At 35.5% G+C, this 17,880-nt stretch carries 12 protein-coding genes; all 12 read right to left on the reverse strand.

Going from position 1 to position 17,880, the window contains the following annotated elements; all coding sequences use genetic code 11:
* Positions 1-265: 265 nt before the first annotated feature.
* Positions 266-598 (reverse strand): type IV toxin-antitoxin system AbiEi family antitoxin domain-containing protein, encoded by a 333-nt coding sequence (locus HMPREF9013_RS07565; protein ID WP_198002130.1) that lies wholly within the window; start codon positions 596-598, stop codon positions 266-268.
* A gap of 135 nt (positions 599-733) precedes the next feature.
* Complete coding sequence (locus HMPREF9013_RS04550; RefSeq protein WP_006627210.1) at positions 734-1,312, reverse strand: TIR domain-containing protein; 579 nt, start codon at positions 1,310-1,312, stop codon at positions 734-736.
* An 11-nt stretch (positions 1,313-1,323) separates the two neighbouring features.
* Entirely contained in the window at positions 1,324-2,301 is a 978-nt protein-coding gene (locus tag HMPREF9013_RS04555; RefSeq protein WP_006627211.1) for a caspase family protein, read from the reverse strand.
* 18 nt (positions 2,302-2,319) lie between these two features.
* A complete protein-coding gene (locus HMPREF9013_RS04560; RefSeq protein WP_006627212.1) occupies positions 2,320-2,697 on the reverse strand; it encodes a TIR domain-containing protein in 378 nt (125 codons plus the stop codon).
* Positions 2,698-2,699: 2 nt separating this feature from the next.
* Complete coding sequence (locus tag HMPREF9013_RS04565; RefSeq protein ID WP_456297472.1) at positions 2,700-2,936, reverse strand: helix-turn-helix domain-containing protein; 237 nt, start codon at positions 2,934-2,936, stop codon at positions 2,700-2,702.
* Between the two features lie 123 nt (positions 2,937-3,059).
* A complete protein-coding gene (locus tag HMPREF9013_RS04570) occupies positions 3,060-3,719 on the reverse strand; it encodes a hypothetical protein (protein ID WP_006627214.1) in 660 nt (219 codons plus the stop codon).
* Between the two features lie 42 nt (positions 3,720-3,761).
* Complete coding sequence (locus tag HMPREF9013_RS04575; RefSeq protein WP_006627215.1) at positions 3,762-12,488, reverse strand: helicase-related protein; 8,727 nt, start codon at positions 12,486-12,488, stop codon at positions 3,762-3,764.
* 173 nt (positions 12,489-12,661) lie between these two features.
* Entirely contained in the window at positions 12,662-14,089 is a 1,428-nt protein-coding gene (locus HMPREF9013_RS04580) for an AlbA family DNA-binding domain-containing protein (protein ID WP_006627216.1), read from the reverse strand.
* Positions 14,090-14,106: 17 nt separating this feature from the next.
* A complete protein-coding gene (locus tag HMPREF9013_RS04585; protein ID WP_006627217.1) occupies positions 14,107-14,286 on the reverse strand; it encodes an AbrB/MazE/SpoVT family DNA-binding domain-containing protein in 180 nt (59 codons plus the stop codon).
* Positions 14,287-14,369: 83 nt separating this feature from the next.
* Positions 14,370-16,076, reverse strand: coding sequence for a DNA topoisomerase 3 (locus tag HMPREF9013_RS04590; protein ID WP_006627218.1), 1,707 nt, complete (start codon positions 16,074-16,076; stop codon positions 14,370-14,372).
* Between the two features lie 94 nt (positions 16,077-16,170).
* Positions 16,171-17,664 (reverse strand): CD1107 family mobile element protein, encoded by a 1,494-nt coding sequence (locus HMPREF9013_RS04595; RefSeq protein ID WP_006627219.1) that lies wholly within the window; start codon positions 17,662-17,664, stop codon positions 16,171-16,173.
* Positions 17,639-17,878: a hypothetical protein gene (locus HMPREF9013_RS04600; protein ID WP_006627220.1), complete on the reverse strand. Its 240-nt coding sequence runs from the start codon at positions 17,876-17,878 to the stop codon at positions 17,639-17,641. Before HMPREF9013_RS04600 ends, HMPREF9013_RS04595 begins: the two co-directional genes overlap by 26 nt.
* Positions 17,879-17,880 lie beyond the last annotated feature (2 nt).

Below are 17,880 nucleotides of genomic sequence, written 5' to 3' on the forward strand. Positions count from 1 at the left end.
ATAAATATTTTCTCTTTCACACTTTCTGAACCTATCATTTATAAAATCTCTGCATATTTTCTGATTTCATCTTCAATGCCAAGAATCTTGCTGTATTTAATAAGATTTCTGATATTTTTATCTTGATTCTTAAAATATCCGGTCATTGCATTAATAAATATCTGCTCATCAATTGATTTCCTTCCCAAAATAATATCACAGATACATCTTTCCATGTTATAGCATTTAACAGAAGCACCAAGCGGTGTTTTTTTATTAATAGCTCCTAAATGAAAAAATCTCTCTTTATATAATGCACCTTGATGTTAGGAAATTTACGTTTGATATGCCCTGCATTATACCCTTGTGGAACACTGATATGAAAAACATTAGGTGTTCTGTCACTAAATCCAAGAAGATACAAAGCTGTATGAAAAGAGAAGACAACTTGCTCATTATTAAGTGATATAGCAGCAAAATCATCATCTACGGCATCTTTTTTCTTGTAGACGCCATTTTTAACTCTCTCCAGTTCACCTTTTTGGGCAAGTGAAGCTAAGACATGCCTTTTGATACCTATTCTTTCTGCCTGTTTATTTGTAATAATATTATTTTCCAAAATCTATATGTTTATCAACATCAAGTTTGGACAATAATGCTATCGTCTCCACATGGATGAACTTTACAAAATACGCAAAAACTATGGAATTTATATGGGTAAGGAGATGGAGCGATAGCCATCTCCTTATTGTTTTTAATGTCTTTCTAGTGCAGCTCCATTTAGCCAGCTCTTTAGAGAAGCATATCTACTACTATCGCCTTGATCTATAACCCAGAACTCATAAGTACTCTTTCCACTTATTTTTTCATATTCTATGTATGGATAAAGACCTAAATATTCAAGACCTTTAAAAGTACTAGATTCTTCCATTACTGGCAGTATACATGATTTTCCATTTAACATGCCATCTGCTAACCCCAATTCCCATGGACACCATTTTGAATTAACAATATTTCTAGTGGCGATATAAGATAAGCCTTTACAATTAGATATTCTATTTTTAATAACATTAGCCGTCTTAGGCGATACATTATTTCTATCCAAATTTTTGTCATCTATCCAATCTACATATACAGAATAACCTGCATTGTTAAATAAATCAATTAGTGTTAGTATCAGTTTTTTATCTAAAAAACTATGTGATATAAACAAGTCATATGATTCTTTTTTTGAAAAAACCATGTAATTTTCATTTAAAATCCTTGTTTCCGATGCATTACTAATGTCTCTTTTTATAGATTCTCTTCTTAAAAATTCATTTGTTAAAATCATATATATTCCTCCTAGAATCTTTTATCTTTTGACAATTTCCAATAATGCAATCCTAAAGGAGTCAACCTGCATGACTTACTATTCATTGCCGCAAAATACATATGTTCCTCATCGACTGGTTCAATCAAACCAACACTCTCATACAGTTGTAGTTCTTTAAATTTATTAATATTTTCATCTTTTGCATATGGTTCCTTAATTTCAATTTCATACTCTGGATTATTAGTAAATTCAAAAGATGGGTCTAAAGAATATTCACTATCAGGATTTTGAAAATAATCACTTAACTTCCTTAAAACTTCAATAGGAACTTTAGGTTTTATTTTTCTAATCGGAAGAAATCTGGATATATTTGTTTTAAAAAGAGGTCGTTGTTCCCATGCTCCCAACGATTGATCAACAAATGAATATAAACTTGCTGGTGTGATATTTCCGCCAACATCAGCGGCTCCACCCAACAATCCCTGAATTAACAATTCAGTAAATACTCCATGGCCAGTAATTCCATTTTCTACAGCGTATTGATCTCTACTGCTGGCAGTCATAATTGTCACACCTTCGCCTAATACTGTTTCATTTGATGAAATGACTCCCAACTCTCCAAATTTGCCAGAAAAACAGCAATCCAATATGACAACTTTGTTTTTACTTTTTGACTGTTTTAATAAAGCCAAGATATCCGACATTGATACTCCCATATCTCTGCCTTTAAAATCAGGTGTAACTATCTTCCCCGTAACTTCATCTGTTCCATGACCTGAAAAGTAAAACAATGAGATATCAGAATCACCTTCACAAAAAAGAGCATTTAGCAGATCCAAAAGCTCATCCTTTGTCTGTATATTTGGAGCAAACTTAACTTCAAAATTCGGAGAGCCATCTCCATTTGTTTCAAGTAAGTTTTTTATTTCTTCTGCATCATTTACACATCCATTTAAAGGGCAACTCGGATAATCATCAATACCAACAACAAGTGCTTTTCTACTCATCCTAAAACCTCTCTTTCATTATATATTATCAATCCACTTTGAAATGTTTGACCATGTCCAATCCATTAGTCTAATATATCCGCATTCACTTGGAATGGTAACTCCAGAGTGACTATCATTTCCGTATATTCCAACAATTGGAATATTTTCATCTTTTGCACACTTCATTTCCCAAATTTGTCCATCTGCATTTTTTGTGTTCTTTGTGACTATTGATATCACACCGTCACAGCCTTTTATTCTTGTTCTACAATTTGTTTTCCACTGTGAATCCCATGGTTTTTTAACTGACATATCCACAAATTCAAAGGGGCTATTTTCATTTTTCGCTTGTCCTTTTAAAAAATCTCTTAAATGTTCATCCTCAATTGCAAAACTAATAAAAATTCTTTTCATAATTATTTGACCTCCTTAATGTCATTAATTTCTATAATATCTTCAATATTACATTCTAAGGTGTTACAAATTCTAAGCAAAACATCTGTGGTAACATTTTGTCCATTCTTTATCTTATAAAATGTACTTTTACTGATATTTGCCTTCTCCATCAATTCATTATTAGTCATATCCAAATCTATAAGTTTTTTAAACAACTTCTTATAACTGAAAGTTCTCATCCTTTTTCCTCCATTCATCAAAATATAGAGTAATAATATTATATCATATTTTTTCTGTTTTTACATCAATATATTCTCTTTTCCAATACTATCGTATGTAAAAAGAGCCGGTGCAGTCCTAAGACCACACCGACCATATATTTATCTCTCAGCCTCTCTGTTTGCTTCTTTCTTTTCTTTAGGCTTTTCCTTATCTCCAGCCTGATATTTCTTGATAGCTTCAAGCACAGATTCTTTCTTTTCTTCCTGTCCTTTCATCTGCTCTTTTGCCTTTAACAATTTTGAAGAAAGTATCCTTACACTACTATGTTCCTTTCCATTGTCGTCAATGGAAGTTCTGATTTGACCAAAGAGCTTCACAAAATCTCCCTGCTTAAAGTCCTTGGGAATATCACTCTTTTCTCCATAAGCGGAGCAATTATGATACACCTTATTACCCTCATCATCTTTGGATACTACGGAGAAATTTACCACCTTAAAGGCTTCTCCACTCTTATTTTCTCTTTCAATGACATCGACCTTGCCTACAATATTTCCGACAATATTGATAAGATTATCCTTTTCTTCCTGAACATAAGGCAGGTCTTTTATCTGTCCCTGTTCCCTTAAATCCTCAATCATATAGTCAAATTCCTCATGCAGTAAATTAAGGCTGTCATTATCCATATAGGCATCGTATAGCTTATCTAAAGCACTTTCATCGTTGATACCTTTTTCCATGCTGATAACCGCCTTAACAAAGTTCTTGTGATTATCATTTACCATATCCTCAATTTTATCTCTCATTGTTTTGTAATCCATATTTTTATCTCCTTTCATGGTAAAAGGGAGCTTTTCGCTCCCTTATCGTACATATTCCTGTTCTTTTGTTGTTTGTTTTTCTTCTGCCTTACTCTCGCTTTGATAAGCTCTTATCTGTCCTAAGATAGATGGTTTATCACCCGTTTTCTGCGTGGCTTCCTCTTTGGTATGCAAGTTATCTTCCACATCATAAGTTGACTCAAAATAGTCGCTATCCTTAAAATCATTGTCATATCTATCAGGAATACCGTCATTATCGAGGTCTTTAGAAAGTGGATCATAGAAGTTTCCTTCATCATCAATATCAAGTCCAGTTGCTGCTCTTAAATCTTCAGAATCAACATAAACCAAATCACTAAAAGAGGACAGCTCTATTTCATTTTTCATATTCCTTAGAGCTTCATTCTCTCCTTTATTCTCATAATCAAAGCTCACAGTTTTTATGGGTGTATCATCAATGTACTGTGTCCAAGTTTTCTCCTCTAAATCAAGCTCATACTGAATACCATGCCTTTCATCCGGTGTATTGGTATAGGCGATACCGATATGCTTCAAGTCAGGATACAAGGTATCAAACTCATCATAGCTGTGGTTTTCTTCATACTCTCTGTTACAGAAGTCAATAATCGCTCTCTTTACATCTTCCACAAGAGGATTGTCATTTTTCTTTTCTTCCACCTCTCCCATGTCGAGCAGTTTATTCAGTTCCGCAAGTCTTAATACCTTACTTTTCAGCTCATCGGCTTTTTCAAAAGGCTTTTTTAATTCTTCTTTGGCATTTTCCAGTTGTTCCTTTGTGCTGATAAGTTTTTCTTCAAGTCTATTTAATTTCTCAGGCATTTTCTCAATGGCATTATCCAATCTTATGATATTACCGTCTGCACTTGTGCCAAGCTCTCCTGAATGCTTTGCAGCACCATTTAAGCTGAAATTATGCTCATTGGTAAAGAAGTTATAACTGACCTCTAAATCCATATTTCTATACTTGCCTATCATCTTACTTTCATTGATTTTTACTTTAGAAATAGCTTCAAGTAGCTTTTCTCCTGCAATCTTTTTATCAAATATTCTCTCGTCTTTTATGGTAATCGAAGTAAACTTTTCCTCACCCTCTGCTTTAGGTTCTACATTTGCCATATCTTTCTTTACAGCTTCAATGAGTTTTTCCGTTCTTGTGATTTCTTCAGGATAATTTTTTGCGACCTTATCCTCTAATCTGTAACGGTTGGACTTGTAGTTTGCTTCCAGCATTTTAAGTTTTGTAACCTCATTGTCCAAATCCATTTTTTCTTTGATTTTCGGATCGCCTGTCGCCAGTGCTTTAATCTCCGCATAATTAAGGGAGCTTTCGTCTACATCTTCCGCCACTCTGACAGGTGTTTTACTTGTCATAATCTGAGATATGAACTTCTGTTTATTCTCTATGGTCTGCCACAAATACGCATCAAAGGTATTCTCCGTTACATAACGATAGATATTTACCTCTTTATTTTCATTTCCCTGTCTTACAATTCTACCCGCACGCTGCTCTAAATCGGCAGGACGCCAAGGGACATCGAGGTCATGAAGTGCAATCAACTTGTTTTGGACATTCGTACCTGCTCCCATCTTCTGAGTAGAGCCGAGTAATATCCTCACATCTCCTTTTCTTACCTTTGCAAAGAGTTCATCTTTTTGTTTGTCGGAGTTTGCTTCATGGATAAAGGCAATTTCTTCCTTTGGTATCCCTAAATCTACAAGTTTATCTCTAATATCATCATAAATGTTAAAACTACCATCACCCTTTGGTGTAGACATATCGGAAAATAGAAGCTGTGTTGACCTATCTTCTTTTGTCTTATCCCAAATGGCAAACACATTTTTCACGCATATATTGACCTTGCTATCAGGATTGTCAGCAAGCAACGGATTGATTAAACGCTGATCTAAAGCAAGTTTCTTACCGTCATTGGTAATTTTCAGCATATTATCTTCATCAGGTTCTACCACTCTGTTTCTGACATCATCAGCTCTTTCGGATAAGCTCTTTAGGATTTCCTTTTGCTCCTCACTTGGCAAAGTCTTAATAACTTCATAATGTGCTTCAGGTGTTGGAAGATTCAGCATATCTGCTGTTTGAATATCTGCAACTTCCTTAAACATAGACATAAGCTCCGGAAGATTATAGAACTTTGAAAATCTTGTCTTAACTCTGTACCCTGTTCCCTCCGGAGATAATTCAAAGGCAGACTGTGTTTCCCCAAAGGTAGATGCCCAGCTATCAAAATGCTCTAAATTATTCTTTTTAAGACTTTCATACTGAAGATAACGCTGCATTGTATAAAGTTCCGTCATGGAATTTGATACAGGAGTTCCTGTGGCAAATACAATACCTTTTCCACCCGTCATTTCATCCATATATCTACACTTCATAAACATATCGGAGGACTTAAAGGCTTCAGACTGCCCAATCCCTGCTACATTTCTCATTTTTGTGTAGAGATAGAGATTTTTGTAATTGTGTGCTTCGTCGATAAAGAGCTTATCAACGCCTAATTCCTCAAAGGTAATGACATCGTCTTTCTTAAAATCATCATTTAATTTTTCAAGCCTTGTTTCCAGTTTTTTCTTGGTCTTTTCAAGCTGCTTTACCGTAAAGTTCTGATTTCTATCATGCTTATATTCCTCAACATAGTTGATGATTTCATCAATCTGATCCTGAATGTGTTTTTCCTGATATTCTTTACTCATCGGAATTTTTTCAAACTGCGTATGCCCGATTACAACCGCATCATATTCGCCAGTAGCAATTCTTCCTATGAACCTTTTTCTGTTTTTCGGCTCAAAGTCTTTCTTATCTGCCACCATAATATTAGCTGACGGATAAAGCTGCATAAACTCTCTGCCAATTTGACCTGTCAGGTGATTCGGTACAACAAATAAAGACTTGGAACACATCCCAAGCCTTTTAGATTTCATTGCGGAAGCCACCATTTCAAAGGTCTTTCCGCTACCAACCACATGGGCAAGAAGCGTATTTCCTCCGTAAAGGCTTCTTGCAATAGCATTTTTCTGATGAGGTCTAAGCTCTATTTTAGTATTCATCCCCTCAAAAGACAGGTTGCTTCCGTCATATTCACGATTCCTGATAGAGTTAAAACGCTCATTATACAGTTTTACAAGTCTGCTTCTTCTTTCCTGATCATTAAATATCCAGTTCTTAAATTCTTCCTTTAGAAGTTCTTGTTTCTGCCCTGCAAGAAGCGTTTCTTTTTTATTTAGCACAGAAGTTTTGGAGCCGTCAGGATTTACAATTTGGTCAAATACTTTCGTTTCTTTAAGGTTTAATGCATCTTCAATCAGCTTATAGGCACTTACTCTACTTGTACCGTAGGTCATTTCAGCAAGGTCATTTCCTCTGTCTTTGCTTTTTCCTTCAATATTCCATTCGCTTGTAAGATTTGAAAACTTAACCTTAATATCCCATCTTGCCCAGCCCGGAGTTTTCAGTGTTTCAAAGATGAATTTCTCAATATCTTTAATCGGTATCCAAGTAGCACCAAGTCTTACATTGATTTCATTTGCTTCAAGCTCCTTTGGTAAAACTTTTACAAGCTCTGCCTTTTGGTATTCTAAACGGTTCATCTCATAGCTTATCAGCTCTTTTTCTTTGCCATCTTCCGCATATCCAAGATGAGGTAGCTCTCTTTCCGTTTGTCTAAGTTTTGATAGATAACTGTCAACAATGGCGATTTTATCCCTGATATTTCCTGATAAATATTCATCTTTTGTTACATAGCCATACTTATATGAATTGCTGCCGTTTGCACAGGCGAAAGGTAAATCCCCATCTTCCAAGTTAAAGGATAGTGGTCTGTAAAAGTTCTGTTCTTCCCTGATGTTTAGGTATATTTCTCCCCTTAATTCTTCTATCAAAGTCGATCTGTCTTTTCCTGTCAGGCTTTCCATATAGTCAAAGTCCACATAACCCTTTTCGGACATAGATAACACAAGAGCTTCTAAAGAAGTATCTACATGGTCGATAGTCTTTGCCTTTGTAATTGTTCTTTTTGAAAAAATATCACCTTTTTCCTTAAAGTTTTCTTCTTCATCAAGGATTTCAATGGAGGAAACAAGAGGGAAGTTACTATCTTCTTTTAAGGCTCTGGTATTAGAAAGGTTATTAACATACCCATGCTTTTTAGAAAAACTGTCATAGACTTCATTTAACTTCTCCTGAACTTTCCTTACTTCATCATCAGAAAAATCTTCCTTTTGCTTATAGATAACATCTTTAAGGGCAGCATTCAGCTCAAGATAATCCTTAATCTTTTCCTTGTTTTTATCCGTTACTTCTTTCTTTACAAATAGAGAGTTTTCTCTGTAATACACCTCATCGTCAATAATGGTATAGGAAAAGTTCTTGACATCGTCTGTTGCGGGTATTGTGCTGATTTCATCATCAAGTAGCTCTATTTCTTCATAATTAGCATCTTTAGAGATTTCTTCACTTGCTTTTGTAAGTAATTCCTTTAAGTCAGCATTTTCTTTCGGTAGACAAGCAAGGGTATTTCCAAATCTTCCTGATACTTCACGCATTGTGCCGAGTACCTGTTCGGGATGATCTACAAAGTATTTGTTATATACAAGTCCCTTTTCATCTTCAGATAGATGTACCCAGTCCTCATCCCTTTCTCTAATACTATCTCTTTTCTTTAGGAAAATAATGTCCGATGTTACTTCCGTTCCTGCAACGCCCTTAAAAGTATCATTTGGAAGTCTGATTGCTCCTAAAAACTCTGCTCTTGCTGCAATATAGCGTCTGACACTTTCGTCCTTTTTATCCATTGTGCCTGAAGATGTGATAAAGGCGATAACACCACCATTTCTTACTTTATCAATGGATTTAGCAAAGAAATAATCATGGATAAGGAAATTATTTTTGTTATACTCCCTGTCATTTACCTTATATTCTCCAAAGGGAACATTACCGATAACTGCATCAAAGAAGTTATTGGAAAAGGTAGTTTCTTCAAATCCCTTAATTTGCACTTCACTTTCAGGATATAAGAGTTTTCCAATACGACCGCTTACCGAATCAAGCTCCACACCATAAAACTTGGACTTTTTCATTTCATCAGGAAGATTACCGATAAAGTTTCCTACTCCCATACTTGGTTCTAATATATTACCGCTCTTAAATCCCATATCAGAAAGTGTCTTATATACGCTGTCAATAACTGCTTTCGGTGTGTAAAAGCTCGTTAAGGTAGATTCTCTTGCAGCTTCATATTCAGATGGTGATAGATTTTCCTTTAAGAAACTTCTTGCAACTTCCCATTGTCCCTCTTTACTTTCGTCAAACACATCAGCAAGTCCGCCCCATCCTACATACTTTGCCAAAGTTTCCTGAGCGGTACTATCAAGCTCTCTTTGTCCACTCTCTACACGATTAAGCATAGAGATTACTTCAAGGTTATTGTTTAATCTCTCACTTGGAGATAACTTTTCAGGCAGCGTTTCTTCTGTGATTTTGAAGTTATGAGCCTCAGTTTTCTTTATTTCTACTTCCTCAATAGTCTTTTCAAGTTTCGTATAGGTTAGATTTTGAAATACCCTCTCAAGGTCACTTTCAAGACGATAAGAAATTACATCGGAGCCTGTTATCATACCGCCAAGATATTCTGTATTGTCCTTAACCGTTACTGTCTTTAGGTTATCTCCCATATCATCAAAGCGTGTGATGGTATAGGCTTTATCCTTATATTTAACTTCATCACCAACAATAAAATTTGGTCTTTCAATGCTTACCTGCTTTAATAAATCCTCATCCCCATCAAATGCTACAATCGGGATTTGATGATTGCCACTTCTTACCGGATCAAGCCATAAATCATTTCTTCCTGTGATTTTGTTTTTAGAAATCTCCCTAACCCTGTATTCTTCATGGTAAAAATAGACGGTATCGCCTTCTTTAACTGCAAATTCATCGGTAAGACTTTCCTTTTCTTCATTAAGTTCTACTTCCTCTCTTTCCTTTAGATAGTCAAATAGCGTTCCTTGAACAGGTGTTGCAGCTACTCTTTCTTCTGTTTCTTCAGATACATCAAGCTCTGTTTCTTCTTCAAAGCTAAGCTCCCCATTAAAGGCTGATTGAAGCTCCTGCTCATCCATCTGCTTGACAAGTTCCGTATCTTTAAGTTCTCTAAAGGTCTTTGGAAAATCTTCTAAAATAAGCCTTTGGGCATTTAATTCTTTCAATTCTTCAAGATTGAAATATCCCCATTCAGGTTCAATCCCAAGTACAAGTCCGAAAGCATCACCACTTTCCCTATCGTATTCTGTCATATACCAAGTCCAATTACTTCTCAATGGAATGATATATGCAGCATGAACTTGCTTATCTGCTAAAGATACATCTTCTTGTGCATAAAGTTCAGGCACTCTTTCAAGCATTTCATCCGTCATTAAGTTTTCAGGATTGTCTTTGGAATAATATTGCGGTTCTTTTTCTTCTATCTCTGTATTACTTTCTATTTTCTTTTCCTCAAGATAAAGATTTTTAGAAAGCAGCTCATCAATATGTTTTGCCACACTTGACCAAGTAAGAAATACATCACTGCAATCTTTCTTCTGTAATTTAAGTCCCTTAGCATCGTGCCATTCATCACTTCCCATTGCACCTGAAACAGCATGAGAGCTTCCACCTATGCCATACTCATCTTTTAAAAAGTTAGCTTTTTCTTGAAGCGTATGGTTTTCCTTGAAAAATTTTGTAATTCGCTCTTTTCCCTTATCTATTCCGCTTCCTCTTGACAGGGTAGCAAGAACTTCGTCATCTGTAATAAATGGCTTTACTTTAGGAAATTCTGTCAGATTGGTACTATATTCCTTTCGTGGCAGATCAAGTTCCTGTAATTTCTGATAAAGGTTATCTACCTTGTGATAATGAAATCTTAGTACACCTCTGTTTTCTTTGTAGCCTGCTAAGAACCTACTGTATTCTTTGATTGTTTCCTTTAGGTATTCAGGATTTTTTAATGCTTCAGACAATCTTTTCGTTTCTTCCGGAAAGTCACCACCTCTTTCTATAAAATCAAAATACCCATGTGCTTTTCCTTCTTCGCTTAAATCGTGATATATATACCATAGGGATTCTGAAATTCTATCTCTTTCATAATCAAGGGATTCTGAAAGTTCCACATTTGTGGCAAACTCTCCAGTTTCCAAAAGCTCATTTATTCTACTTGCTGCATCATTCCAGCTTAGAATTTGCGTATCATCTTCTCTTGCTGAAGTCCCATAAGCTAAATGAATGCCTTTATCCGAATACCAGGAAGATGCCCCTCTTTCATCAATGTAAAATCCGTTTCCACCCCCAAAGGTATCTTTGAGGTATTCTCCTAATTCTTCATTGCTCTTTCCTTTGGAAAACTCAGCAATAAGAGGAAGTCTACTTCCATCGTGGTTCCCTCCGTTAATAAGGATAGTGTCTATCTCTTTCTGATTAAGAGGAATAGTAAGCCTCATCTGTCCATAAGAATTCTCAGGTAAAGAAAAAGAAGCCTTATCAGCTTCTCTTATCTCTACTTCAATATTTTCTTTTAGATTTCTACCACTTCCTTGATGGTCATCTCTTTCAGAGCTGAGATCATTGCCCCATACTGCAGATTGTTCTCGTCCTCTATCTTCCACGCTGCCATCAATTTCGGCTTCTCCGTTCTCATAAAGTCTATCGCTTGTTTCTGAATATCCATCAGGTGTCCTGTCAGCTTCTTCTCCTTGTATAGGTCTACCAACATCTCGAAGTGGCTCTGCTCCTCGCTCTGTGATAGATAATCCAGCCTCATCACTGCGTAAGTCGGATTCGGGAATTCTTTCATGAAGTCCGCCTGTTCCTCCAAGCTGTTTAGCGTATTCTCCCTGATTTTCTCTATTATCTCGTCCGTACTCTCCATTTCGGAGAACTCGCTCGTTTTCATTTCTTTTCTGATCATCTCGTCGAAGTACATTTTCTTCTACCTCCTCAATTTCTTCTTTAATCTTATTATATCCTGCTTCTTTTCCTCTTAAAACTTCTTTTTGAAGCTCAATCTCTTTGCTCTTTTGAATCGTCTGATCAATGACTGTGCTGCTAATATCCGATACAGTTTCACCAAGTAGCATAAGGGATATGCTATCAAGTCTTTGAAAATTCTCTCTTAAAAGTTCGTTATCCATAGTATAATCAAGCTGAAATCTTGAAGCAACTGCATAGCTTATTGAGTCCCTCACAAACTTTGTAAAAGATATTCTATCCTCATCTGCTATTCTAAGCTCATTCATAAGTCTATCTATCTTTTCATCTCCGTAAAGCCTGCTTAAAGAAAAGATATTTTCTAAGATGCTTTCACTCTCTTCATATCCCTCACTTTTTATCATTTCCTTTAAGACATCTTGATGAGCTTCCTTATCGAATCTCCAAAGATTGACTTCATTGACATCTCTGTTTCTTGAAACTGTCTGACCTATATCAAAGATGTAGTCCACTTTCTTGTATGTGCCATAGTCCTCTAAAATAGGGATACCTTTCTGCCCTCTCATAACAGTTCGGTTAAATCGTTCCCTCCAATAATCGAACTTGGCACAGGCTGTCGCTTCAGGATTTCTATCATAGATACTTAATTGACTTCTAAAGTCATATCTTTGATTGTTTCCGACAACCCTTAGGAGCTTCAGATATTCTGCATCACTTTGTAAAATATCTTGTTTTACAAGCTCCAAAATGTTATGAAAATCATTTATTCGCATTTTTACCTCCTTCTTTTTTCCAAACAAAAAAGGTGGTTAGATTTTACTCTAATCACCTTTTGATTCCGTGTATTGCAACTTACTGCAACTTAATTTTTCTGCTACAAAACCTTATTGCATGGTACTTTTAAAAATCAATTACCTACTAAAAATCATGGTTCTGCAACTTACTTTTACTCGTTAAGTTCCCAATGACCATTATTTCCACTACCTACATATTGCAAATTATCTATTTCCTTCAAAGTTCTTTGTATCGTCTTTACACTTACCCCTGCACCTTCTGCAATAGCCTGTCTTGTAATTTTATTATTTAATCTTACTTGTGCTTTTATAAATTCAATCAGTTCATCTCTGCCCTGAGGGACACTGTGAGGGACATCGTGAGGGACACTGTGAGGGACATTTCCTCCTCCAACCTTTTGTGTCGCTATCTTCTTCAGCGGAATAATCGTTCTGAATATATCTCCTTCCTCAAATAGCGGATTTTGTCCTGAATAAAGCTGTGTGTACTTGTAGGTATTTCTCATTCCTGAGCCTAATTCATCAGCAAGACCTATTTCTCTAAATACCTTTGATATAGCAGGGTTTTTAGGAAATGGCTCAAATTTCTGCAAGTCTAATGCTCCCATACCATGAGCCAAGTTACTGTTTTCAACAGTAATTTTCTCATCATCAATAATCATCTTTGCAGGATACCCACTTGAATAATCTCTATGAGCCAATGTATTGGAAACTATCTCTCTAAGTATCCTATCTCTTGCATTAACATTTACAATTCCGTCCAATACAAACAAATCATTCAAGTGCTTCTGTCCAAACTCTATAAGCCTGTCATAGCTATCAATCAGATTTGTTATGACAACATCTCTATCATCATATCTATCTTTATTTTCAACCCTGAATATTGCATCCGTTTTATGCTGTGGAAGAACGGACATAATCGAGTTGTCTTTTCCAAATAATAGAATAGCTGCTAATGTAATTCCCTCACGCCTTGTTTCCGGATCAGTCAAAATCAAATTGGCACTTCTAAGAAGCTCCTCATTACTCATATTTTCCCAAACATGATTTTTATTTCTTACTACAGCCATTTTCTTAGCCTTATCAATTACAGAAGCATCAAGAAAATCAATATCAAGATTCGGATATACTTTATTAACAAAATAACTTCCTTGTTTTCTTGCGTATAGCTTATATACAAGTTCAGAATGATCTGTGATATTGATGTCTCCCTCATAAGACCTATCCCAAATTCTTCCGTTATGCCTGCACACCTGATAACCTTCCGGCACTCTGATGTAAATTACTTTTTTCTCATCTATATCAAAGACTTCAGGAAGCAAATAAAGTGGTGGATACATCTTTTGCGAGTTATTGATTGCCGTAGTAAATTCCTTAATCACTTTATCAACTTTCTCTTTACTGACACCGACAATCTCTCTTTTATCATTTACACCAAGTAAAATATGTCCGCCATTTCTATTATTGAAAGAGCATACTGTATCAAAGACATCTTTGGTTAAAGCATTTTTAGATTCTTTAAACTCAACATCTATCTTCTCTCCATTTTGAATTAACTTCTTTATTTCATCTATCGTCATCTGCTTTTTCACCACCTTTATTTTCCAATGTTTTCTTCAATAAAAACTTTGGAATTTTGAATTTCAACTTTATCTTTATTGACTACAAAAGTAACATAATCTCCATTTTCTAAATTCAAAAGTTCCCTTATCCTTTTCGGAATAGTAACCTGTCCTTTTGCCATAACTTTTGCAGTATCCATAAATATATCTTTCATACTTACTTCCTTTCTCCCTACTTTTCCTACAAAAGATTATAGCACTTTTAGGATATTTTTTCTACTCTGAGATTAGCTGCCTCTTACTTTGCATATATCAGAACAGCCTCTTTTATCTCGTTTTCAATATCTTTCAAAAATTCTTCCTTTGAAGATTTTCCCTGAGCAATATCCGATAATTCCATTTCCCACTTCGCAGTAGTTTCTGCTGACTTAAAGGTATCAGATACTATCGTTACAAGACTAATTCCTTTATGCGTGGCTACAAGATTTTTCTTATCTCTCTCTACAAAGCCTTTATAAATTAAGTTCTCTATAATTCCTGCCCTTGTTGCAGGTGTTCCAAGTCCTTTTCTTTCCACTTCTACACCTTTTTCGAGTGCGTCATTTCCTGCAATTTCCATAGACTTTAGAAGCGTATCTTCAGTAAAGTGTTTCGGAGGTTGGGTAAATTTTTCTTTAATCTCTTTATTTTCAATGCTTAAAACATCACCAACACTTAAATCAGGCAGTACAGCACCTTCACTCTGTTTTGATTTGTATTCTTTAAGGTATTTTATAAAGCCCTCATCCTTAATTACCTTGCCTGAACTTGTAAACTCAAAACCGTTAAATTCAGCTACAATCTTCGTTGTGCTTTCCACTAATGGATAACCTACACTTGCGTGGAATTTATCAGATATAAGCCTATATACCTTTGCTTCACTCTCAGGAATGCCTGATAAATCTTCACTCAGTGAGCTTACTGTCGGAATAATAGCATGATGGTCTGTAACCTTTTTAGAGTTAAATACTACCTTGATACGCCCTGTATCAAAGTCATTTTTACCCAAAATGTTGTTGACTGTACTCACAATCATATCCTCTGTTAAACATCTGCTGTCTGTTCTGGGGTAAGTAATCAGTTTCTTTTCATACAGGCTTTGAGTATAATCAAGTGTTTGCTTAGCTGAATATCCAAAATATTTGTTGCACTCTCTTTGAAGTGTTGTCAAGTCAAAAGGCAAATCGGGCTTTGTTATTTTCTCTTTTTGAATAATATCGGTTATTTCAATCTTATCGCCTACTAAACTTATAAGCTGTTCAGCAGCAACTTCATCATCAATTCTATCCGTTGATAGTGTAAAACCATTTGTAGAAAGCTCTACTGTATAGTATTTTTCCTTTTTAAAGTTTGCTATCTCATCATCTCTTTTTACAATCATGGCAAGAGTAGGTGTTTGTACTCTGCCAACAGAATAATTCTGTTTATAAAGGCAAGAATAGAGCCTGCTAATATTCATTCCGACAAGCCAGTCTGCGATAGCTCTTGCCTGTGCTGATTCAAAGAGATTATCATAGTCCTTTCCGTCTTTTAGATTATCAAAGCCCTCTTTAATAGCACTATCTTCCATTGAAGAAATCCAAAGGCGTTTCATCTTCTTTTTGCATTTCGATTCGTTATATACAAGTCTAAAAATACTTTCTCCCTCACGCCCTGCATCGCAGGCATTGATAACCATATCAATCTCTTTATTATTCATCAGCTTTTTAAGGATGTTAAACTGCTTCTTGGTTGCTTTTGCTACTTCATACTTGTAGTCGCTCGGAATAATCGGTAAATCAGCCATATTCCACTTGGCGTACTTTTCATCATAAGCATCCGGATTTGCCATTTGAATTAGGTGTCCTACGCACCAGCTCACCCTATATCCGTTTCCTTCATAATATCCGTCTTTCTTTTTATTTGCTCCAATAACCTTTGCAATTGAGATTGCAACACTCGGCTTTTCTGCAATAACTAACTTCATCTGTGTTTTCCTCCTGTTATAAATCAAAATAGGGCGAAAGATGTCACTCTCCCGCCCTAACTTTGCACCTAAAATAATATGTTTTTAGGTGCGTTTATTCTTCATCTTCTACTTCATCTGCATCATTTATTTCTTCCTCGCTTTCAGCTTCAGAAAAGAGATCATCATCTTCCTCCTCTAAGGCTTCAAGTTCTTTATCTTCTTTCTTTTTCACAACCTTAAAATAGTAGCCTGCTCCTAATGCACCACCTACTACAAGAAGCAAAATAATATAGGTTCCTAAATTACTCTTTTCGTCCTTTTTCTCAGGCTTTACTTCTTCCTTAACAGGTTCTTCTTTTACTACTTCCTGCTTTGGTGCTTCTTTTTTCTCCACCATGTTAAGCAAATCATCTTCAGATACTTCCGTAAGAAGCATTACATTCTCACTATCTTCATCATGATTGATGATTAAATAAAAGGTCTTACCGTTTTTCGTTTGAAAGGTAATAAACTGCCTTGCATCGGCTGAATGCTTGTCGGTTTCTTTACTATCCTTATTATCGCCATGATGAATTGGATAATCCTTATTGGCATTATCCTTATTTCCCGTAACAGAAGCTCTTGCCTTTGACGGAGTGGAAGCTACGCCTTTATTGGTATTTACATTTTTACTTGTTCCATCCATAGATGAACCCTGATTGTTGTTGGCAGGAATTTTAGGTGTCAGCTTATTCGGATAGCGAACTTCCTTTTCTTTTGTTTCTGTATGAGATGTATCTTTTGTAGTAGTCCCTGAATTTGTCTGCGAAGTCATTTCTTTCCCACCATTATTTACAGGTGTTTGACTTGAACCTCCTGAGCTCGCCTTAATTCTGGAAATAGGACTGTTCGGTGTAGTCGGATTAGATGTTACAGGAGACTTATTTGCTTCATTTGCCTTTTTCTCAAGTTCCCTAATCTTTTCAGTAAGCTTATCCATTTCCTTTTTCATATCTGCTGATAAGTCCTTATTTTCCTTATCTTTTTTAAGCTTATCCTTTAAGCCCTCAATTTCAGCTTCAAGGTCTTTGATTTTTTCTTTCTGCTTATCACTTATCTTGTTTTTATCCTTGATTTCGTCATTTAATTTATCAAGTTTTTCTTGAAGCTCCTTAGCCTTTTTTTCCATTTTGGAAATATCGTCTTTACTAAGTTCTGTCTGAGTTTCTTTATCCTTGACATCAGTCTTTGCTATCTTACGAATAATTTCATCTTTTCCATCACCCTTTACCTTATAAAATAGAAACTCATCAATGAATTTCATATCATCAGAAAGTATTGGAAGATCTCCACTATCAAGAAGCTGCCCTTTCTCCGCTTTTACCTTTTCTTCCTTATAAACTTTTTCATCTTCAAAGATATACTTTACATTCACTTCCACTTCCCTTTGAACAGCTTTATCGTTTGTAGGTATTTCTGTCGGACTGATAAATGTTGGAATTAGATGCCCTTGTGCAAATACAATCCCACTGCTTGCAACCATTCCAACAACTATGGCGGTAATTATAAACAAAATTCCAAGTGCTGACGACCAAAATTTCTTATTCTTTCTCAAACTGGTTTTCATTTGTTTTCTCCTTTTTCATTTCTACTTTTTGTCTGTTTACTTTTGCCATCAAATCACTGATTGTGATGTTATTTTTTCTGCAAATCGTAATGATTTCTTCATTTTCAAGTTCTTCTTCACGAATAAACAAAGACTCCAATTCTTTATCAATCAGAGCCTTTTTATCCTTTAACTTCTTTATTTTATTTTTAACTGTTGTGAGTTCTTTTTTCACAT

The sequence above is a fragment of the Bulleidia extructa W1219 genome (assembly GCF_000177375.1).
Classification (GTDB): Bacteria; Bacillota_I; Bacilli_A; order Erysipelotrichales; family Erysipelotrichaceae; genus Bulleidia; species Bulleidia extructa.

Excerpts from the sequence above, each read along its gene's own strand:
- HMPREF9013_RS04565 (WP_456297472.1), bottom strand. The coding sequence starts at position 2,936 with ATGAATGGAGGAAAAAGGATGAGAACTTTCAGTTATAAGAAGTTGTTT.
- HMPREF9013_RS04560 (WP_006627212.1), bottom strand. The coding sequence starts at position 2,697 with ATGAAAAGAATTTTTATTAGTTTTGCAATTGAGGATGAACATTTAAGA.
- HMPREF9013_RS04595 (WP_006627219.1), bottom strand. The coding sequence starts at position 17,664 with ATGAAAACCAGTTTGAGAAAGAATAAGAAATTTTGGTCGTCAGCACTT.
- HMPREF9013_RS04550 (WP_006627210.1), bottom strand. The coding sequence starts at position 1,312 with ATGATTTTAACAAATGAATTTTTAAGAAGAGAATCTATAAAAAGAGAC.
- HMPREF9013_RS04590 (WP_006627218.1), bottom strand. The coding sequence starts at position 16,076 with ATGAAGTTAGTTATTGCAGAAAAGCCGAGTGTTGCAATCTCAATTGCA.
- HMPREF9013_RS04580 (WP_006627216.1), bottom strand. The coding sequence starts at position 14,089 with ATGACGATAGATGAAATAAAGAAGTTAATTCAAAATGGAGAGAAGATA.
- HMPREF9013_RS04555 (WP_006627211.1), bottom strand. The coding sequence starts at position 2,301 with ATGAGTAGAAAAGCACTTGTTGTTGGTATTGATGATTATCCGAGTTGC.
- HMPREF9013_RS04575 (WP_006627215.1), bottom strand. The coding sequence starts at position 12,488 with ATGCGAATAAATGATTTTCATAACATTTTGGAGCTTGTAAAACAAGAT.
- HMPREF9013_RS04585 (WP_006627217.1), bottom strand. The coding sequence starts at position 14,286 with ATGAAAGATATATTTATGGATACTGCAAAAGTTATGGCAAAAGGACAG.
- HMPREF9013_RS04570 (WP_006627214.1), bottom strand. The coding sequence starts at position 3,719 with ATGGATTACAAAACAATGAGAGATAAAATTGAGGATATGGTAAATGAT.